Below are 17,915 nucleotides of genomic sequence, written 5' to 3' on the forward strand. Positions count from 1 at the left end.
CGCGTATTGCCGAGCTGTTGGTGGATGCTCAGGTGATCGAAAGCCATGGACGCAGCTATCCGGTCGACATTCGGTATCGAGACAGGCCGGGCAATATGCGGATCGAGGACGCCATGACCGATGCGATCTTCGACATGCATGCGACGGAAGACGGTTCGATCCTGGCTTTCCTGCCCGGGCAGGCGGAAATTCGCCGTGTTGCCGAGCGACTGGAAGGACGCCTGCCCGTCGCTACGCATGTAACACCTTTATATGGCAATCTGGAACAGAGGGAGCAGGATGCGGCCATTCGCCCGGCAGCGCGTGGTACGCGCAAGATCGTTCTTGCCACCTCCATTGCCGAAACGTCGATTACCATTGACGGCGTCCGTATCGTGATCGACAGCGGGCAGCAGCGGCTGCCGGTGTTCGAGCCTGCCACCGGCATTACCCGTCTGGAAACCGTAAAAGCCTCGCGCGCCTCGGCGGATCAGCGGGCCGGTCGTGCCGGACGAACAGAACCCGGCATTGCCCTTCGCCTCTGGCATGCGGGGCAGACTGCGGGTCTGCCGCCTTTTTCTCCGCCAGAAATCCTGGCAAGCGATCTGTCGGGCCTCGTTCTCGATATGGCGCATTGGGGCGTCAGCGACCCGTCATCGCTTGCCTTGATCGACCAACCACCTGCTGCTGCCTTCAAGGAGGCGCGCGCGCTTTTGCAGTCTCTGGGCGCTGTTGATCTCCATGGTCATTTGACCGAGCGTGGAAAGATGATGCGCGGCCTTGGTCTGTCGCCGCGGCTCGCCGCCATGGTGGTGACGTCGGCGGAACGCGGTCTGGCGCGCGAGGCGAGTCTTCTCGCCGTTCTCCTGGGCGAACAGGGACTGGGGGGCAATGACATCGATCTCGATGAGCGATTGCGGCGTTTTCGCCAGGACAACAGTCCGCGGGCGAAATCGGCCCGCACCCTTGCAGCCCGGCTTGCCGCCGATCTCGAACATCTGGCAATGAAACAACCGTCATCGGCCGAGACATTGTCTGCCGGGATTTATCTTATGCATGCCTTTCCGGACCGGATTGCCTTTGCAAGAGGTGCAAGAGGCAGGTTTGTGCTGGCCAATGGTCGAGGTGCCCAGGTTCAGGATACGGATCGACTTGCCAATGCGCGCATGCTGGTGGTTGCCGATATGACAGGCCGTGCCGTGCAGGGACGCATTCTCGCTGCAGCTGAAATCAGCCGCGCAGATGTCGAAGACGAAATGCCCAACCTTTTGCTGCGGCAGGAAGAAGGCTTCTTTGACCCAGAAAGCCGCAAGGTCCGGGCGCGGCGGGTCGTTCGCATTGGCGCGATCATTCTTGAAGAGACACCGCTTCCCGCACCATCCGGCGAGACACTTGCGCGGGCGCTCGCGGACGGGGTGCGCCTGTTGGGCCTGTCGGCGCTTCCCCTTGGAAAGAGCACACGACAGCTGCGCCAAAGAGTGAGCTTCCTTCGCCAGAGCATCGGCGAACCATGGCCCGACATGTCGGATCGTGCTCTGATGGATCGCTTGGATGAATGGTTCATTCCATTCCAAGGCACTGCGCGGGACCTGAGCTCGATCTCGGCGAGCAATCTTCACGATGGATTGATGTCGCTGGTTCCGCACAATCTGCAAAGGGATCTGGCCAAGCTTGTGCCGACACATTTTATTGCACCGACCGGGCAGAGCCACCCGATTGCCTATGATGGAGATGAGCCGGTCGTCTCGATCCGGGTCCAGGAGCTCTATGGTCTCAGGCAACATCCCGCCATCGGAGGTGGCAATCTGCCGCTGCTGATTGAATTGACCTCGCCTGCCCACCGTCCTATCCAGAAAACACGCGACTTGCCCGGTTTCTGGGCGGGATCGTGGAAGGACGTGCGCGCGGATATGCGCGGCCGTTACCCGAAACACGAATGGCCGGAAAATCCCGCCGAGGCGCAGCCGACGACCCGAGCAAAACCGCGGGGAACGTGAGGCCGCGATTGTGGTCCAAATGACAAATGCTGCGGTCATCAACAAGAGGTTCGATCATTCAAGCCGCAGGCTGAGACTTCAAACACTGATGCGCCTCAGATGGCTTGCTGTCGCCGGCCAGACCGCCACGGTGATGCTGGTCAGCTTCTGGCTGGCGTTTCCGCTGCCTCTGGTTGCCTGCGGACTTCTGATCGGCGCGTTGGTGATCGCGAATGTCACCTTGTCGATCCGGTTTCCGCCCACACACAGACTTGAGCCCTTTTCGGCACTTTGTCTGCTCGGGTTCGATCTGGTGCAGCTTGCCGCCCTGCTTTTCATCACCGGCGGAATTGCAAACCCGTTTGCACCTTTGTTGTGCGTCCCGGTGATCATATCCTTTGCGTCGCAACCCTTGCGATATTCCCTGTGGCTCATGGTTCTGGCCATACTTGCGATATCCGCGCTGGTGATCTCTCCTTTTCCGCTGCCATGGTATGAGGGCGAGACGCTGTTGATGCTGCCGGTCATGCAGTTTGCAACCCTGAGCGCGATTATCTCGATGACCGGATTTGCCGCGTTCTATGCCTATCGCGTCTCACAGGAGGCATCGTTGTTGGCAGAAGCGCTTGCGGCAACGGAGCTTGTTGTCCAGCGTGAAAAGCATTTATCGCAGCTTGATGGGCTGGCTGCTGCTGCAGCCCACGAACTGGGCACTCCGCTTGCCACCATCAGCGTCGTTGCCAAGGAAATGGAGCGGGAACTTGGCAATGACGAGCGTTTTGGCGAGGATGTGCAACTTCTTCGAAGCCAAAGCGAGCGCTGTCGGGATATTCTGCGGCGCCTGACATCACTGCCGTCGGAACGCGAAGCGCATATGAGCCGATTGCCGCTTTCATCCATGATCGAGGAAGTAGTGGCCCCGCATCGCGAGTTCGGCATTCGCATCGTCCTGGCAGACCGGAATGTGGGCGAAAAGGAGCCGATCTGCATGCGCAATGCCGGCGTCATGTTCGGTCTGGGCAATCTGATCGAAAACGCCGTCGACTTTGCCCGCGAAGAAGTCACACTGACCGTGTCCCACAACAAGGAAAAGATCTCGATCATGATCGAAGACGACGGGCAAGGCTATTCGCAGGACATTTTGGGCCGCATTGGTGAGCCCTATGTTACAACACGGCCGGGGAACGAACGCGCTGGCGGTCTGGGTCTGGGTCTTTTTATTGCCAAGACACTGCTGGAGCGCTCCGGAGCGGCGCTCAGGTTTGAGAACCGCGACACCAGCAAACACGGAGCACGGGTCACCATCAGCTGGCCGCGGAACCTGATAGAAGCACAGTCAACGAATTAACTTTACCGGCCAATCATTCCTGTCCATAACCGGTCCAACCGAAATGACATGAATGCGCCGTAGGGATGTCAATCATGAATGAAGCAAATCAAGCCGAATCCAATCAGGTTCCTCTACAGAGCCAATCCAACGAGGCCCATATTGGCTCAGACCCGAGCCTGTTGATCGTTGACGACGATGGACCGTTCCTGCGCCGCCTGGCGCGTGCCATGGAGACGCGCGGTTTCACCGTCGAGATTGCCGCATCTGTAGCCGAAGGCATTGCCAAGACAAAAGCTGCGCCACCGAAATATGCTGTCGTCGATCTGAGATTGGGGGACGGCAATGGTCTTGATGTGATCGAGGCCATACGGCAGCGCCGGGACGATACAAAAATCGTGGTATTGACCGGATACGGCAACATCGCCACTGCAGTTACGGCAGTCAAGCTCGGTGCGCTCGACTATCTGTCGAAGCCGGCGGATGCGGACGACGTGTTCAACGCCTTGACGCAGCGACCAGGCGAAAAGGCCGAGGTTCCGGAAAATCCGATGTCGGCGGACCGAGTACGCTGGGAACATATTCAACGCGTTTATGAGATCTGCGAGCGCAATGTCTCTGAGACCGCAAGACGGCTGAACATGCATCGCCGCACCTTGCAGCGCATTCTGGCAAAACGCGCACCCAAATAAAGCGCCTATTCGATCAGCGGCGTCTTGGCCGCCGCCCATTCCGCCAGCATAAGACGATTAGCCGCCGTGCGGGAAAATTGAAGCGTCACCGATTTTCTGGTTGCGGGAGCCAGCCGGTGGAGTGGCGCTTCGCGCACCATATGGGCCCCGTATCCATCTGACAGTATAAGGCCGCAATCCTGCGGAAAAATCTCGAGCGGCACCTCGCGGTGCGTCGCGAAAAACAGCCGGTCGCAATGCTGACGGTAGTCCGGCCACTTCTTGTCGACGCGAAAATCCTCGATCGATGACTTGATTTCGATGATCCAGATCTCGCCCTTGTCGGAGAGGCTGACCAGATCGGCACGGCGACCGCTGGCCAATTGCAGTTCGGGCAGTACCGCCAGTCGCATTTCATGCAACAGCGTTTGCACGCCGCGACGCACCAGCATCGCGTTTTCAGACTGTCGTCCATCGATTAACGGATTGGCGACCGTAACAGAAAAGATAGTCATTCGTAACATCCGCGCGCATCGCCAGCCATGTTGCAAAAAAGCAATGCGGATTCAATTTGCTCGCAGTCACGGGCTCGCAATGCCACCAGCCCTTGCCAAGACTCACATAATTACAAATAAACCATAATCGATGATGGTTCCAATGACCATCGCATCCCCTCACGAGCAAGAGCCCTCCATGCGTCTTCGCAATGCACTGCCCCTTTTCGGCCTTGTGGCCGCCATCGCGCTTACCGGTTGCACAACCACCTCGCCCGAAGGCGGGAAGGTTGAGACGGCGCAGATTTTCACGGATTCCTACGGCACGGTGACCGACGCCGGCTATACACTGCCTGCGGTGCCGATCAACCGCGTGGACAAGAAGTTCCACCGCCAGATCGTTTCCTATAGGACAAGCGAGGCACCAGGCACAATCATCGTGAATACGCGCGAGCGCTACCTCTATTACATCATGCCGAATGGTCGCGCGATGCGTTATGGTATCGGCGTTGGCAAAGAAGGTTTTGCCTGGTCCGGGAATGCCTATGTGGCCTGGAAGCAGGAATGGCCGAGCTGGCACCCGCCTAAGGAAATGGCGGTGCGCAAACCTGAGCTCACCAAATATGTCGAAGACGGCATGGGCCCGGGCCTGCGTAACCCGCTGGGCGCGCGCGCGATGTATCTTTTCAATGAAAAAGGTCAGGATACGCTGTTTCGCCTTCACGGCACGCCCGAGTGGCAGTCGATCGGCACAGCCGCTTCGTCCGGCTGCATCCGTCTGATGAATCAGGACGTCATTGACCTCTATAACCGGGTTCGCCCCGGCAAGAACTCCAAGGTCGTGGTTATTCAGTAATCCGCGTCCATTCTGTCGAGATCAAAAGAAAACCTCCGGCGCATGCCGGAGGTTTTTTGTTTGGAGAGGCACTCTGCTTAGCCCGCCAGCTTTGCCTTCAGCTCGCGGCGGCGGCGGTGCAGAACCGGTTCAGTGTAACCGTTCGGCTGCTCGCGTCCCTTCAGCACCAGTTCAAGCGCTGCCTGAAAGGCGACTGAATCATCAAAATTGGCTGCCATGGGGCTATAGGCGGCATCCCCGGCATTTTGCTGGTCAACGACCGCTGCCATGCGCTTCATCGTTTCCACAATCTGTGCTTCGGTCACAACGCCATGATGAAGCCAGTTGGCCATGTGCTGGGCAGATATACGGAGGGTCGCGCGATCTTCCATCAGGCCGACATCATTGATGTCCGGAACCTTGGAGCATCCGACGCCCTGGTCGATCCAGCGCACGACATAGCCCAGAATACCCTGCGCATTGTTGTCAATTTCGTGCTGGACTTCTTCCGGCGTCCAGTTGGGGCGTGGGGCAACCGGAACAGACAAGATGTCGCCGAGCTTTGCGCGCGGGCGGCTCTTGAGGCTCGCCTGAACATCCGCCACGTTGACGCTGTGATAATGGGTGGCGTGCAGCGTTGCCGCGGTCGGTGACGGGACCCAGGCAGTGTTGGCGCCTGCTTTCGGATGGCCGATCTTCTGCTCCAGCATGGCTGCCATCAGATCCGGCATGGCCCACATGCCCTTGCCGATCTGCGCATGACCGGACAGCCCGCATTCCAGACCCACATCGACGTTCCAGTTTTCATAGGCGCTGATCCAGGCCGCCTGTTTCATGCCGCCCTTGCGGATCATCGGGCCGGCTTCCATCGAGGTATGAATCTCGTCTCCGGTACGGTCGAGGAAACCGGTGTTAATGAAGACCACACGATCACGGGCTGCACGGATGCATTCCTTGAGGTTGACCGTGGTGCGGCGCTCCTCATCCATAATGCCCATTTTCATAGTGTTTGTTTTCATACCCACAAGGGCCTCAACGCGCGCGAAGATCTCACAGGCAAAGGTAACCTCTTCCGGGCCATGCATCTTCGGTTTTACCACATACATGGAACCGGCGCGGGAATTCAGATGGCGGCCATTGGTTCCGACATCATGAAGTGCGATCAGCGCTGTGATTGCGGCATCCATGATCCCTTCCGGAACTTCATTGCCGTTCTGGTCCAGAATCGCCGGATTGGTCATCAGATGCCCGACATTGCGGATCAGCATAAGCGAGCGCCCCGGAATGGAAACATCGCTTCCGTCTGATCCTGTGAAGGTGACATCCGGATTGAGCTTGCGGGTGAAAGACTTTGAGCCTTTCGTCACCTCTTCTGTGAGATCACCCTTCATCAGGCCCAGCCAATTGGAATAGACGACAACCTTGTCTTCCGCATCGACCGCGGCGACGGAGTCTTCGCAATCCATGATCGTGGTGATCGCCGATTCGACGACCACATCGGCAATATGTGCCTTGTCAGTGCTGCCGATTGGCGCTTCTGCGTCGATACGGACCTCGACATGCAGACCATTGCGGGTCAGAACAAGGGCGGTTGGAGCCGCAGGCTGACCGCGATAGCCGGCAAATTGCGACGGATCGGATAGACCGGTCTTGTTGCCGTTCTCAAGGGTCACAAACAGTGCGCCGTCCTGGACGCGGAAGGAAGTCACATCCTTCCAACTCGCACCCGACAGAGGGGCCGACTGATCGAGGAAATCGCGCGCCCAGGCAATGACCTTTTCGCCGCGCTGCGGATTGTAGCCTTTGCCTTTTTCCGCTCCGTCTGTCTCGGCAATTACATCCGTTCCGTAAAGTGCGTCGTAGAGCGAACCCCAGCGGGCATTGGCCGCATTGAGCGCGTAGCGGGCGTTCATGACCGGAACGACAAGCTGCGGTCCGGCAATCGCCTTGATCTCAGGATCGACATTTTCGGTGTCGACGGAAAAATCACCACCTTCGGGCAACAGATAGCCGATGTCCCGCAGGAAGGTCTCATAGGCCGCAAGATCGGACGGTGCGCCGTTGTCGCGGTGCCACTGATCGATCTTCGCCTGCAGTTCGTCGCGTTTGGCCAGAAGGGCGCTGTTTTTCGGTGCCAGGTCCGCAAACAGGGTGGCAAGGCCGGAAAAGAACTGCTCCGCCTCGACACCGGTGCCAGGCAGCGCCTTTTCCACGATGAAATCGTGGAGCTGCCGATCTATGCCCAGTCCATATTTTTCGATGCGAGCCATGTTTCTTCTCCTGTAGCGCAGGCTTTAAGATGCGTTGCCGCAGGTAAGGCCTGTTTGTATTTTCTGTCAATTGATCCACAATTCGAAAGATTTATTCCAATTTGAGAACAATCATCCATTTGTGATCCTTGGTCGGCCGGTGGCAGTCGCGATAATGCGCGCTTCGATCAATTTGCGCGAGCCTTCAACCTCCGGCGCGTCGCTGCTGACCTCGACATTGACGACGGCATCTTCGGCGCCATTTGCCTTTGCCCGGGCCAAAGCCAGTTCGCCTGCACGTCGTCTGGCCTCATCAATCGCCTGTTCCTCGTCAAAGAAGATCATAATTTCGCCAGCGCCCGACAAGACAAAACGTCCCTCCTCGGGCGTGGTGACAAGCAGGTTCACCACCTCCCTGATCTGTCCAACCACCGCCCCCACCGCATTGGCAACATCGGCTGCTGACGGAATGGCTTGTTCCACCGAGAGTATGGACGCGATGGATGGATAATAGACGGGTGCTGAGGCACCGAGGCCGATCAATGGACGGTCGAGGCTGACTGAAAACTGAACTGTTCCTTCTGCCCGATCCAAGGCGCGTTCGATCAGCACCGACTTGGCGGGATCGATATCGGGCAAGCCGTCTTCGGCAAGCGCAGAGCCAAGGATGATTTCCGCAGAATGCCGCGTCAGCCGCGCCAGTATCATCTCGGCCATAGCTGTCGCATCTGCAGAAATGGCCCGCCCGGCACCATCGCGCTGGCGCGCCATCAGCCGCAGACCAAGCTCGGCTGCGGTACCGCTCCACTGGTTCTGTCTGCCTAGCACATGCATGGCATCAGACGGCGTGACCGCACAGATATGCACCAGTCCGCGAGCAACAAGGCGATCGAGGATTGCTTTCTGGGGGCCAAAGGTCAAAAGGTCTGCGAGCGGCACCGGCGTGGCGTCTATCCGCGCGTAGAGTTCGGCATCTTTCGGTTCCAGTCCCGCGGCATAACGATCCGGCAGACCGGTGAGCACGGCAAAGCGACCATCGTGGCGGCCGATCTGGCCGCTGCGCAATTGTCGCTCAAGCTCCGCATTGATGCTTTCGCCGTGAAGTGTTGCAGCAAGACTGAGCGGCACGGCCCGACGCGGACCAAGATGGACCCTGGCCGTCAGGCCGCGATCATCGATCCGGACTTCCGAGTCACCGCCCAGACCATAGGTTCGCATCGCCACGGCCTCGACCATGGTGCGATAGCCACCGACAACGGCACCGTCGACGTCCAGTCTTGGTCGTCCATTATCCAGCACGGCAATGTCCGTCGTGGTCCCACCGATATCGGAGACGATGGCATTGTCGAGGCCTGTCAGGTGACGTGCGCCGACGAGACTTGCAGCCGGGCCGGAGAGGATGGTCTCGATCGGCCGTTCCCGGGCCTGCGCCGCAGAGATCAGCGCCCCGTCGCCGCGCACCACCATCATGGGCGCAGCGATGCCACGGACATGCATAAATCCCTCACAAGCACCGATCAGCCTGTCGATCATCGAGACCAGCCGCGCATTGAGTAGCGTGGTGAGTGCACGGCGCGGTCCGCCGAGCTTGGAAGAAAGTTCATGACTGCAGGTGACTGGAAGACTGGTGTGTTCACGGATGAAGTCGCGCACCCGGATTTCGTGAGACGGGTTACGAACGGCAAAATAGCCGGCTACCGAAAATGACGAGACCGTTTCAGAAAGCAGTGGCAATTGTTCTGCCAACAAGGTCAGATCCAGCGGCTTTTCGTTTCCATGAACATCATGGCCGCCGGGCAGAAAGATAACGGGGTCGGAGGCCAGTGCCTCGGCCAGTCCATCGCGCTTCAGATCATCTGGCTCAAAGCCGATCATGATCAATGCGGCGCGACCGCCCTGCCCTTCCACCAGGGCATTGGTGGCAAGGGTGGTCGACAGCGACACAAGGCCAATGCGGGCAGGCTCGACACCTGACTGGGAAAACACCGAGTCAACGGCACCGGAGATGCCGATTGCCAGGTCATGGCGCGTCGTGAGAGCCTTGGCTTTGGCGATCAAGCCTTGCGTTTCATTGTAGAGGACCGCGTCGGTATAGGTTCCGCCGGTATCTATGCCCAACATTATATCCGACGCCACGCGCACTGCCCCCGACGAGATCATAAGCCTTCGACGCGAGGTTATGGCATGATTTCGGGAGCTTGCACCAGTTAAGCTGCGGCATAATCAGGCGCTTTCGCTCACCAGAAAGCAGTGCGGTTGGGCTCAAAGGAGAGCTTGTAGCTCATTCAACCGGTTATTAATCAGCCAGCCATAGTAGTTTTCTTCTGGCCAGGTCGTTCCACCGGCGTTCTTGCGTGCCAGTGCCTTCGCACGACCAACGGTGTCACCCAGATTGAAAAGGGTCGCGGTGATGCCCGGGTTGTTCGAGATATCCATATCCGCATATTGCTTGTAGTCGTCGATGGATTTTCTGATAACTGCGGCCATATAGGCCAGCGAAATATCGGGCTCCATGATGGCCTTGTAGACGTCTGCAGCCTTGTTCTCATCGAGCTTTGGATAACCGGATTTCTTGTGAACGAGATCCGTCAGCATCAGGGCCGTCAGCGGGTTTATCTGACCAAGGCCAAAGGTTTGGCCAGCATAGAATGGCTGGAAAAAGACCGCACTAAAACGGTTATCGGGATAACTCTTGCCGCCTACTGTCTTACCGCGGAAGGATTTCTCCCAGACGGCTTCGCGGCAGTTCCAGAGCGTGTAGGAATCGGCGCCCGCGTTGCAACTGGAAAATTCTGGCCTTGCAATGAAGTCCTTGATCGCTTCGCCGTCATAGGAAAAATTGAAGCTATCGCCGGCATAGGACGCGGCTTTCACGTAATAGCTCTGCAGCCGGTCATAGGCGTCGACATTATAGGTATGCTCGCCCACCAGCGCGCCGATCATATGAATGGGAGCGATGCCATAGGCGGAAGCTGTCTTCTTGATCTTGGACATAAGGCGCGTGTCGGTCGCCAAAAGGTCGCGCACCTTTTCATATTTGCGATCGAACGTGGTCTTACCGGCCTTGGTTCGGCGAACCGAAGCGCCGGGAATTGGCGGCTGCTCATTATGCCTGTTGCCTGACGGGACCACCTTGATCTGGGCTGCCTCAGCGGGTGCATTCAGGATTTCGGTATAGGTCGACGCCGAAAACACAAGAGTTGCTGCCAGAAGCCAGTGTCGCAGGTTGCGCATGTTTCGATTCTCTCATTGCTCCGCTCAGAGCAGTTCTTTTATCGACAACAATGGCCGAAAAGTGCCGCCGCCGCGGATTTATTCCGCGATCTCCTTATAGAAGCAACGCGTCTGCGTCGACCCGACCCCGCTCAAAATGGCGAGATCGGGCGATGGGCCTGGTTCAGAGGATATAGCGCGACAGATCGGTGTCGGCTGCAATGTCGCCCACATGCTTGCGCACATATTCGGCATCGATCGTCACGTCGCTGCCGCCTCTGTCGGGTGCATTGAAGGAAATCTCGTCGAGAACACGTTCCATGACCGTCTGGAGCCGGCGTGCACCGATATTTTCCACGGATTCATTAAGCTGAACTGCAATCTCGGCGAGCACATCTATGGCGTCCTCGGTGAAGTCGAGGTGCAATTCTTCCGTTTCCATCAATGCCTTGTATTGACGAATGAGGCTGGCCTCCGTTTCCGTGAGGATGCGTCGGAAGTCTTCCTTGCTGAGCGGCTTCAACTCGACACGGATGGGCAGGCGGCCCTGCAATTCGGGCAGAAGGTCGGAGGGCTTCGACACGTGGAAAGCGCCAGAGGCGATGAACAGGATATGGTCGGTCTTGACCGCCCCGTATTTGGTTGACACGGTCGTGCCTTCGACCAAGGGAAGAAGATCGCGCTGAACACCCTCACGCGAGACACCCGCGCCCATGCCGCCATCACGGGCAGCGATCTTGTCGATCTCGTCGAGGAAGACGATACCGTCGTTTTCGACGGATCGAATAGCGTCGCGCTGGATCAGTTCATTATCGATCAGCTTGTCGGACTCATCCCGGATCAGGTCGCTATAGGATGCCTTCACGGTCGTGCGGACCTTCTTGGTGCGACCGCCCATGGCTTTCCCGAACATTTCCGAAAGATTGAGCACACCGATATTGGCGCCGGGCATGCCTGGAATTTCCAGACCCGGCATGCCGGCGGCGGTATCGGCGACTTCGATATCGATTTCCTTGTCGTCCATCTCGCCGGAGCGCAGCTTCTTGCGGAAGCTGTCCCGTGTCGCTGGCGACGCAGTTGCGCCGACAAGCGCATCCAGCACGCGTTCTTCCGCACCGGCATGGGCCTTGGCCTGAACCTCGGCGCGCTTCTTTTCACGCTGCAAGCCGATGCCAATTTCAACGAGATCGCGAATGATCTGTTCGACGTCGCGACCGACATAGCCGACCTCGGTGAACTTTGTGGCTTCAACCTTGATGAACGGCGCGCCGGCAAGTTTGGCCAGACGGCGGGAGATTTCCGTCTTGCCCACACCGGTTGGCCCGATCATCAGGATATTCTTCGGCATGACTTCGTCGCGCAAACTATCGTCCAGCTGCTGCCGGCGCCATCTGTTGCGAAGCGCAATCGCCACCGCCCTCTTGGCATCCTGCTGGCCAATGATATGGCGATCGAGTTCCGATACGATCTCTCTGGGAGAAAAATTGGTCATCTTGTCACTCCTGGCGCTCCAGCGTGTTTGCTAACGCTGCGCCACCGTCTTTTGTTGTTTCGTGACGTCAATCGACCCACGAAGGATTGCTGTCCTGATCAATCCTGATCACTCTTCATCAAGGCTTTCCACGACAGTGCTGCCGTTGGTGTAAACGCAGATTTCGCTTGCGATCTCCATCGCGCGACGCGCAATTTCTTCCGCCGACTTGTCGGTGTCCATCAGCGCGCGTGCTGCCGCGAGCGCATAATTGCCACCGGAGCCAATTGCCATGGCACCATGCTCCGGCTCCAGCACATCACCATTTCCGGTGACGGCGAGCGTGATCGTCTTGTCGGCGACCAGCATCATGGCCTCCAGGTTTCGCAGATATTTGTCGGTGCGCCAGTCTTTGGCGAGCTCGACGGATGCCCGCATCAGCTGGCCGGGATACTGTTCAAGCTTCTTTTCCAGTCGGTCGAGCAGCGTGAAGGCATCTGCGGTTGCGCCGGCAAAGCCCGCGATCACTTCGCCCCCCTTGCCGATACGGCGAACCTTGCGGGCATTACCCTTCATGACGGTCTGACCCAGACTGACCTGACCATCGCCGGCCATGACAACCGAACCACCCTTACGCACTGTAACAATCGTCGTCATAAATCACCTGCTTGCCCAGCATTGGGCGTTTGTTCCTGGCCCGGATGGCCGTTGCCGACTTATGTAAGCGCGCATTTCGCGATTGCAATCAGATGCAGGTTCTGGAGGGCGAGCAGGCCCTTCCGGCTTGCTGCTCTAACTTCTGGATATTTGTTGCACCGGCTGATAAGGAACGCCCAGATTTTCCAGTGGAGTATTCCCATGGCGGAACGCAAGGCCGAGATTTCCCGCAAAACCAACGAAACCGCGATCTCCGTGGCGGTCAATATTGACGGCACCGGAGCGTCGCGGATCTCAACGGGCGTCGGCTTTTTTGACCATATGCTGGACCAGTTGAGCCGCCATTCGCTCATCGACATGGACATAGAGGCCAAGGGCGATCTGCATATCGACGACCATCACACAGTGGAAGACACCGGGATCGCCATTGGGCAGGCGCTTTCCAAAGCTCTCGGCGATCGAAAAGGCATAACCCGTTATGCTTCTATCGACCTCGCCATGGATGAAACCATGACCAAGGCGGCAGTCGATGTGTCAGGTCGCCCGTTCCTCGTCTGGAATGTGGACTTCAGCGCCCCCAAGATCGGCACCTTCGATACCGAACTGGTGCGGGAATTCTTTCAGGCGCTGGCGCAGCATGCCGGTATCACGCTCCATGTGCTGAACCATTACGGCGCCAACAACCATCATATCGCCGAGACATGCTTCAAGGCGGTTGCCCGCGCATTGCGCACGGCCACCGAAATCGATCCCCGACAGGCAAACAGGGTTCCTTCGACCAAGGGTACCCTCGTCTGAACCCGGCAGACTGGAATTAGAATGCGCGTAGCGATTATCGATTATGGATCCGGAAATCTTCGCTCGGCCACAAAGGCCTTCGAGCGTGCAGCCCGCGAAGCCGGCATCGACGCCACCATTGATCTGACAGACAAGCCGGAAGCGGTCGCCTCTGCCGATCGCGTCGTCCTTCCCGGTGTCGGCGCCTATGCCGATTGCCGGCGGGGATTGAATGCCGTGAGCGGGATGCCACAGGCGCTGCTTGAGGCTGTCGAGACTAAAGGTCGTCCCTTTCTTGGCATCTGCGTCGGCATGCAGATGATGTCCTCTCGCGGACTGGAAAAAACCGTGACCGAGGGTTTTGGCTGGATCAAGGGCGACGTTGTTTTGATGACCCCTGACGATGCCGACCTGAAGATCCCGCAGATCGGGTGGAATACAATCGATTTGAAGCACCCTCACCCGCTATTCGATGGCATTGAGACCGGTCCATCCGGCCTTCACGCCTATTTTGTCCATTCCTATCACCTGGCCGCAGAGCAGGCCGGCGACGTTATCGCCACTGCCGATTATGGCGGACCGATTACGGCGGCGGTAGGACGCGACAATATGGTCGGCACGCAGTTTCATCCGGAGAAGAGCCAGAGCCTGGGGCTGAAACTGCTCGCCAATTTTCTTGCCTGGAAGCCCTGAGCTTGCAGCACTCCAACAGCATGGACCCGCAGACATGATCCTTTTTCCCGCCATCGACCTGAAGGACGGCCAGTGCGTGCGGCTGAAGCTTGGCGATATGGACCAGGCGACGGTCTACAACGCCGACCCGGCCGCTCAGGCGAAAGTCTTCGAAGACCAGGGTTTCGAATGGCTGCATGTGGTCGACCTGAATGGGGCCTTTGCCGGCGAAAGCGTCAATGGCTCAGCCGTCGATGACATCCTCAAGGCAACCAGAAACCCGGTTCAACTCGGGGGCGGTATTCGTACGCTGGAGCATATCGAGAACTGGCTGTCGCGCGGCCTGAGCCGCGTAATTCTCGGCACTGTTGCCGTTCGCGATCCCGCCCTCGTGATCGAGGCATGCCGCACCTTCCCCGGCAAGATTGCCGTCGGCATTGATGCCAAGGGTGGAAAGGTTGCGGTAGAAGGCTGGGCGGAGGCATCGGAACTTGGCGTGGTCGAGCTTGCGAAGAAATTCGAGGGCGCCGGTGTTTCGGCCATTATCTATACCGATATTGATCGGGACGGAATCCTGGCCGGGATCAACTGGGCATCGACGCTGGAGCTTGCCGAAGCGGTCTCCATTCCGGTAATCGCATCAGGCGGGCTTGCCTCGCTTGATGACGTGAAACGCATGCTGGAACCCGATGCGACGAAGCTGGAAGGCGCCATTTCGGGTCGTGCGCTCTATGATGGGCGTATCGATCCAGCAGAAGCGCTCGCCCTGATCAAAGCGGCGCAACGCGGCTAACGAAGGATTTTCCCATGACCCTGAAAGCGCGTGTGATCCCCTGTCTCGACGTCAAGGACGGTCGCGTCGTCAAAGGCGTCAATTTCGTCGACCTGATCGATGCCGGAGATCCTGTAGAAGCGGCCAAGGCTTATGATGCAGCTGGCGCCGATGAGCTCTGCTTTCTCGACATCACGGCCTCGTCCGACAATCGCGACACAATCTTCGATGTGGTGGCCAAGACTGCCGATCACTGCTTCATGCCGGTAACGGTTGGTGGCGGTGTTCGAACGACCGCTGATATCCGAAAGCTGCTGTTGTGCGGCGCCGACAAGGTCTCCATCAACTCCGCCGCCGTCAAGAATCCAGATTTCGTTGCAGAGGCAGCGGACAAATTTGGAGATCAATGTATCGTCGTCTCCATCGACGCGAAAAAGGTCTCCATCGATGGCGAGGCTGACCGCTGGGAAATCTTCACCCATGGCGGTCGCCAGCCGACCGGTATCGATGCAATCGCGTTCGCCCGCAAGGTGGTAGACCGCGGTGCTGGCGAGCTTCTCGTCACCTCCATGGATCGTGACGGCACCAAGAGTGGTTACGATATCGCGCTGACGCGAGCGATTGCCGATTCCGTGCCGGTGCCGGTTGTGGCTTCAGGCGGCGTTGGCAATCTCGACGACATGGTGTGCGGAATTCGCGACGGTCATGCGACGGCCGTGCTCGCCGCTTCGATCTTTCACTTCGGTACCTATTCGATCGCCGAAGCCAAAAATTACATGTCCGAGCATGGCATTGCCATGCGGCTGGACTGATTGCCCGCCCAGGGAGGAAACCGATGAGCGAATTCACTCTTGAGCATCTCGAAGAGATTGTCGCCAAGCGCGCCAGTGCGTCCCCGGATGAATCCTGGACCGCAAAACTCGTTGCCAGCGGACAATCCAAGGCAGCCAAGAAGCTGGGCGAAGAGGCCATAGAAACCGTCATGGCGGCGATCACAAACGACCGGGCAAACCTGATCTACGAAAGCGCCGATCTGCTCTTTCATCTTTTGGTCGTATTGAAAATAGCAGATATCCCTTTAGACACTGTGATGGACGAGCTTCATAGGCGCACCAGCCAGTCCGGGCTCAACGAGAAGGCCAGCCGTTAGAAGCCATGACGATAGCTAGCAGGGACATGGAGCAGCTGGAGCCGCTCGATCACTTCCAGGCGAATGACTTTTCGCCCTACCATTTCTTTACGTCGGAGGAGTGGGCTCGTTTCCGTGCGGACACGCCCCTCACATTGACCGGCGATGAAGTGCGGCGGCTGCGGTCGATCGGTGACCCGATCGATCTGGACGAAGTGCGCAAGATCTATCTGTCGCTTTCTCGCCTTCTGTCTGCACATGTGGAATCGTCGCAATTGCTGTTTGAACAGCGCAACCGCTTTTTGAGCCTGTCCGACATCACCAAGACGCCCTTTGTCATCGGGATTGCGGGTTCCGTTGCTGTCGGCAAATCGACGACCGCGCGCGTGCTGAAGGAATTGTTGGCCCGCTGGCCCTCAAGCCCGAAGGTCGATCTCGTCACCACTGACGGATTTCTTTATCCGAACGCCACTCTGGTTGAGCGCAACATTCTCAACCGCAAGGGCTTCCCCGAGAGCTATGATACGGCTGCCCTGCTTCGCTTTTTGTCAGCGATCAAGGCAGGCCGTCCCAATGTCAAAGCGCCGAGCTATTCTCACCTCACCTATGATGTGCTGCCGGATGAATTCAAACTGGTCGACCGTCCCGACATCCTGATCTTCGAGGGCATTAACGTTCTTCAGTCCGGTGACCTACCGGCCGACGGAAAAATCGTGCCGATGGTGTCCGACTTTTTCGACTTCTCGATCTATATCGACGCTGAGGATGCGCTGATCCATCGCTGGTATGTGACGCGTTTCATGAAGCTCAGAGAGACGGCGTTCCGCGATCCAAATTCCTACTTTCAGCGCTATGCCAATATCAGTGAAAGCGATGCTCTGGGGGTGGCCGAGGATCTTTGGGAGAATATTAACCTGCGGAACTTAAGGGAGAATATCCTTCCCACGCGTCCGCGTGCCGACCTCATTCTACAGAAAGGCGAGAACCATCTCATCGAGAAGGTCGCCTTGAGAAAACTGTAGGCTATGTATCGTAGGCTATGTATTTAAACCAACCCGGCGCAGGGTCAGGTTGATACGCCCACCATTCTTCAAAAGCGTTGAAGTTGAAGGATAGATGCGGTCGACGCCGTGAAAGCGCAGCCGGCTCGCTCCACCTAGGACGACAATATCGCCGCTCTCCAGCCTGAATGACTTCGTCGGGTCTTTTCGTTCGGTTCCCCCGATGCGAAAGAGACACGCGTCCCCGAGCGAAATGGAGACGACCGGCGCGACAAGATTTTGTTCGTCCTTGTCCTGATGCAAGCCCATACGCGCGTCATCATCGTAAAAATTGACGAGGCACGCCTCTGGAAGCTGCTCGTCCCCGGACACGTCGCGCCAGATCCCCAGCAGGCGCTCCGGTATCGGTGGCCATGGTGCTCCGGTGCGCGGATGGGCCTTCTGGTAGCGGTAGCCACCATCCCGATCCGTCACCCAGCCCAACGCGCCGCAATTCGTCATGCGTACAGACATCGGCTTTCCGGTTCTTGGCATTTCAGGCGTGTAGAGGGGCGCAGAGGCAACGACCGAGCGGATTGTTTCGACCAGACGTTCCTGCTCTCTGCGGTCCAGATAGCCGGGAAAGAAGCCGAGGCCTTCGGGAAGAGAGGGAGCCTTGCTCATTGCTTGCCCCTCCGTTCCAACCGCGATCG

Annotated in this window: 17 protein-coding genes (1 of these 17 cut by a window edge); 10 read left to right on the forward strand and 7 right to left on the reverse strand. The window is 58.0% G+C overall.

All coding sequences use genetic code 11. The features are described 5' to 3' along the window. The 3 genes from hrpB to ACWPM9_RS00250 form a co-directional block, all read left to right on the forward strand. Nucleotides 1-1,976, forward strand: partial view of an ATP-dependent helicase HrpB gene (gene hrpB / locus ACWPM9_RS00240; protein ID WP_484756347.1) — the 3' portion only. 499 nt of this gene lie to the left of the window's left edge; the window shows 1,976 of its 2,475 coding nt (coding positions 500-2,475); the start codon falls outside the window, past its left edge; the stop codon is at nucleotides 1,974-1,976. Nucleotides 1,977-1,995: 19 nt separating this feature from the next. Next, nucleotides 1,996-3,303, forward strand: coding sequence for an ActS/PrrB/RegB family redox-sensitive histidine kinase (locus tag ACWPM9_RS00245; RefSeq protein ID WP_428188333.1), 1,308 nt, complete (start codon nucleotides 1,996-1,998; stop codon nucleotides 3,301-3,303). Between the two features lie 74 nt (nucleotides 3,304-3,377). Continuing rightward, nucleotides 3,378-3,974 (forward strand): ActR/PrrA/RegA family redox response regulator transcription factor, encoded by a 597-nt coding sequence (locus tag ACWPM9_RS00250; RefSeq protein WP_484756348.1) that lies wholly within the window; start codon nucleotides 3,378-3,380, stop codon nucleotides 3,972-3,974. A 5-nt stretch (nucleotides 3,975-3,979) separates the two neighbouring features. On the opposite strand, the gene ACWPM9_RS00255 is transcribed toward ACWPM9_RS00250, so the two are convergent. Continuing rightward, nucleotides 3,980-4,468 carry an MmcB family DNA repair protein gene (locus ACWPM9_RS00255; protein ID WP_484756349.1) on the reverse strand — a complete coding sequence of 163 codons (489 nt, stop codon included), beginning with the start codon at nucleotides 4,466-4,468 and terminating at the stop codon, nucleotides 3,980-3,982. Nucleotides 4,469-4,646: 178 nt separating this feature from the next. On the opposite strand from ACWPM9_RS00255, the gene ACWPM9_RS00260 reads away from it, so the two are divergent. After that, nucleotides 4,647-5,303, forward strand: coding sequence for a L,D-transpeptidase (locus tag ACWPM9_RS00260; RefSeq protein WP_428188336.1), 657 nt, complete (start codon nucleotides 4,647-4,649; stop codon nucleotides 5,301-5,303). 77 nt (nucleotides 5,304-5,380) lie between these two features. Here ACWPM9_RS00260 and ACWPM9_RS00265 read toward each other — a convergent pair whose 3' ends face one another. The 5 genes from ACWPM9_RS00265 to hslV form a co-directional block, all read right to left on the reverse strand. Further along, the gene (locus ACWPM9_RS00265; protein ID WP_484756350.1) at nucleotides 5,381-7,552 is read right to left on the reverse strand and encodes a malate synthase G; all 2,172 of its coding nucleotides are present in this window, start codon (nucleotides 7,550-7,552) and stop codon (nucleotides 5,381-5,383) included. A 111-nt stretch (nucleotides 7,553-7,663) separates the two neighbouring features. Further along, the gene (locus ACWPM9_RS00270; protein WP_484756351.1) at nucleotides 7,664-9,667 is read right to left on the reverse strand and encodes a hydantoinase/oxoprolinase N-terminal domain-containing protein; all 2,004 of its coding nucleotides are present in this window, start codon (nucleotides 9,665-9,667) and stop codon (nucleotides 7,664-7,666) included. A gap of 126 nt (nucleotides 9,668-9,793) precedes the next feature. Continuing rightward, complete coding sequence (locus ACWPM9_RS00275; RefSeq protein WP_484756352.1) at nucleotides 9,794-10,765, reverse strand: DUF1402 family protein; 972 nt, start codon at nucleotides 10,763-10,765, stop codon at nucleotides 9,794-9,796. Between the two features lie 163 nt (nucleotides 10,766-10,928). After that, a complete protein-coding gene (gene hslU, locus ACWPM9_RS00280) occupies nucleotides 10,929-12,236 on the reverse strand; it encodes an ATP-dependent protease ATPase subunit HslU (RefSeq protein ID WP_428188339.1) in 1,308 nt (435 codons plus the stop codon). 108 nt (nucleotides 12,237-12,344) lie between these two features. Then, entirely contained in the window at nucleotides 12,345-12,872 is a 528-nt protein-coding gene (hslV, locus tag ACWPM9_RS00285; protein ID WP_428188340.1) for an ATP-dependent protease subunit HslV, read from the reverse strand. Between the two features lie 201 nt (nucleotides 12,873-13,073). Here hslV and hisB point away from each other — a divergent pair, with 201 nt between their 5' ends. The 6 genes from hisB to coaA are packed head-to-tail and all read left to right on the forward strand — an operon-like array spanning nucleotide 13,074 to nucleotide 17,244. Next, complete coding sequence (gene hisB, locus ACWPM9_RS00290) at nucleotides 13,074-13,670, forward strand: imidazoleglycerol-phosphate dehydratase HisB (RefSeq protein WP_484756353.1); 597 nt, start codon at nucleotides 13,074-13,076, stop codon at nucleotides 13,668-13,670. Nucleotides 13,671-13,691: 21 nt separating this feature from the next. Beyond that, the gene (gene hisH, locus ACWPM9_RS00295; protein WP_484756354.1) at nucleotides 13,692-14,342 is read left to right on the forward strand and encodes an imidazole glycerol phosphate synthase subunit HisH; all 651 of its coding nucleotides are present in this window, start codon (nucleotides 13,692-13,694) and stop codon (nucleotides 14,340-14,342) included. A gap of 34 nt (nucleotides 14,343-14,376) precedes the next feature. After that, nucleotides 14,377-15,114: a 1-(5-phosphoribosyl)-5-[(5-phosphoribosylamino)methylideneamino]imidazole-4-carboxamide isomerase gene (hisA, locus tag ACWPM9_RS00300; RefSeq protein WP_484756355.1), complete on the forward strand. Its 738-nt coding sequence runs from the start codon at nucleotides 14,377-14,379 to the stop codon at nucleotides 15,112-15,114. 14 nt (nucleotides 15,115-15,128) lie between these two features. After that, nucleotides 15,129-15,905, forward strand: coding sequence for an imidazole glycerol phosphate synthase subunit HisF (hisF, locus tag ACWPM9_RS00305; protein ID WP_428188344.1), 777 nt, complete (start codon nucleotides 15,129-15,131; stop codon nucleotides 15,903-15,905). A gap of 23 nt (nucleotides 15,906-15,928) precedes the next feature. Continuing rightward, entirely contained in the window at nucleotides 15,929-16,243 is a 315-nt protein-coding gene (locus ACWPM9_RS00310; RefSeq protein ID WP_484756356.1) for a phosphoribosyl-ATP diphosphatase, read from the forward strand. Between the two features lie 5 nt (nucleotides 16,244-16,248). Next, the gene (gene coaA / locus ACWPM9_RS00315; protein WP_428188346.1) at nucleotides 16,249-17,244 is read left to right on the forward strand and encodes a type I pantothenate kinase; all 996 of its coding nucleotides are present in this window, start codon (nucleotides 16,249-16,251) and stop codon (nucleotides 17,242-17,244) included. Between the two features lie 15 nt (nucleotides 17,245-17,259). Here coaA and ACWPM9_RS00320 read toward each other — a convergent pair whose 3' ends face one another. After that, complete coding sequence (locus ACWPM9_RS00320; RefSeq protein WP_484756357.1) at nucleotides 17,260-17,886, reverse strand: alpha-ketoglutarate-dependent dioxygenase AlkB family protein; 627 nt, start codon at nucleotides 17,884-17,886, stop codon at nucleotides 17,260-17,262. Between the last annotated feature and the right edge of the window lie 29 nt (nucleotides 17,887-17,915).

It is taken from the genome of Agrobacterium sp. H141 (assembly GCF_057158725.1).

What these genes read in the sequence shown, in the direction of transcription:
- hisF (WP_428188344.1), top strand. Translation starts at nt 15,129, where the DNA reads ATGACCCTGAAAGCGCGTGTGATCCCCTGTCTCGACGTCAAGGACGGT.
- ACWPM9_RS00320 (WP_484756357.1), bottom strand. Translation starts at nt 17,886, where the DNA reads ATGAGCAAGGCTCCCTCTCTTCCCGAAGGCCTCGGCTTCTTTCCCGGC.
- hisA (WP_484756355.1), top strand. Translation starts at nt 14,377, where the DNA reads ATGATCCTTTTTCCCGCCATCGACCTGAAGGACGGCCAGTGCGTGCGG.
- ACWPM9_RS00260 (WP_428188336.1), top strand. Translation starts at nt 4,647, where the DNA reads ATGCGTCTTCGCAATGCACTGCCCCTTTTCGGCCTTGTGGCCGCCATC.
- ACWPM9_RS00310 (WP_484756356.1), top strand. Translation starts at nt 15,929, where the DNA reads ATGAGCGAATTCACTCTTGAGCATCTCGAAGAGATTGTCGCCAAGCGC.
- ACWPM9_RS00255 (WP_484756349.1), bottom strand. Translation starts at nt 4,468, where the DNA reads ATGACTATCTTTTCTGTTACGGTCGCCAATCCGTTAATCGATGGACGA.
- hisB (WP_484756353.1), top strand. Translation starts at nt 13,074, where the DNA reads ATGGCGGAACGCAAGGCCGAGATTTCCCGCAAAACCAACGAAACCGCG.
- ACWPM9_RS00250 (WP_484756348.1), top strand. Translation starts at nt 3,378, where the DNA reads ATGAATGAAGCAAATCAAGCCGAATCCAATCAGGTTCCTCTACAGAGC.
- coaA (WP_428188346.1), top strand. Translation starts at nt 16,249, where the DNA reads ATGACGATAGCTAGCAGGGACATGGAGCAGCTGGAGCCGCTCGATCAC.
- ACWPM9_RS00265 (WP_484756350.1), bottom strand. Translation starts at nt 7,552, where the DNA reads ATGGCTCGCATCGAAAAATATGGACTGGGCATAGATCGGCAGCTCCAC.
- ACWPM9_RS00245 (WP_428188333.1), top strand. Translation starts at nt 1,996, where the DNA reads ATGACAAATGCTGCGGTCATCAACAAGAGGTTCGATCATTCAAGCCGC.
- hslV (WP_428188340.1), bottom strand. Translation starts at nt 12,872, where the DNA reads ATGACGACGATTGTTACAGTGCGTAAGGGTGGTTCGGTTGTCATGGCC.
- hisH (WP_484756354.1), top strand. Translation starts at nt 13,692, where the DNA reads ATGCGCGTAGCGATTATCGATTATGGATCCGGAAATCTTCGCTCGGCC.
- ACWPM9_RS00275 (WP_484756352.1), bottom strand. Translation starts at nt 10,765, where the DNA reads ATGCGCAACCTGCGACACTGGCTTCTGGCAGCAACTCTTGTGTTTTCG.
- hslU (WP_428188339.1), bottom strand. Translation starts at nt 12,236, where the DNA reads ATGACCAATTTTTCTCCCAGAGAGATCGTATCGGAACTCGATCGCCAT.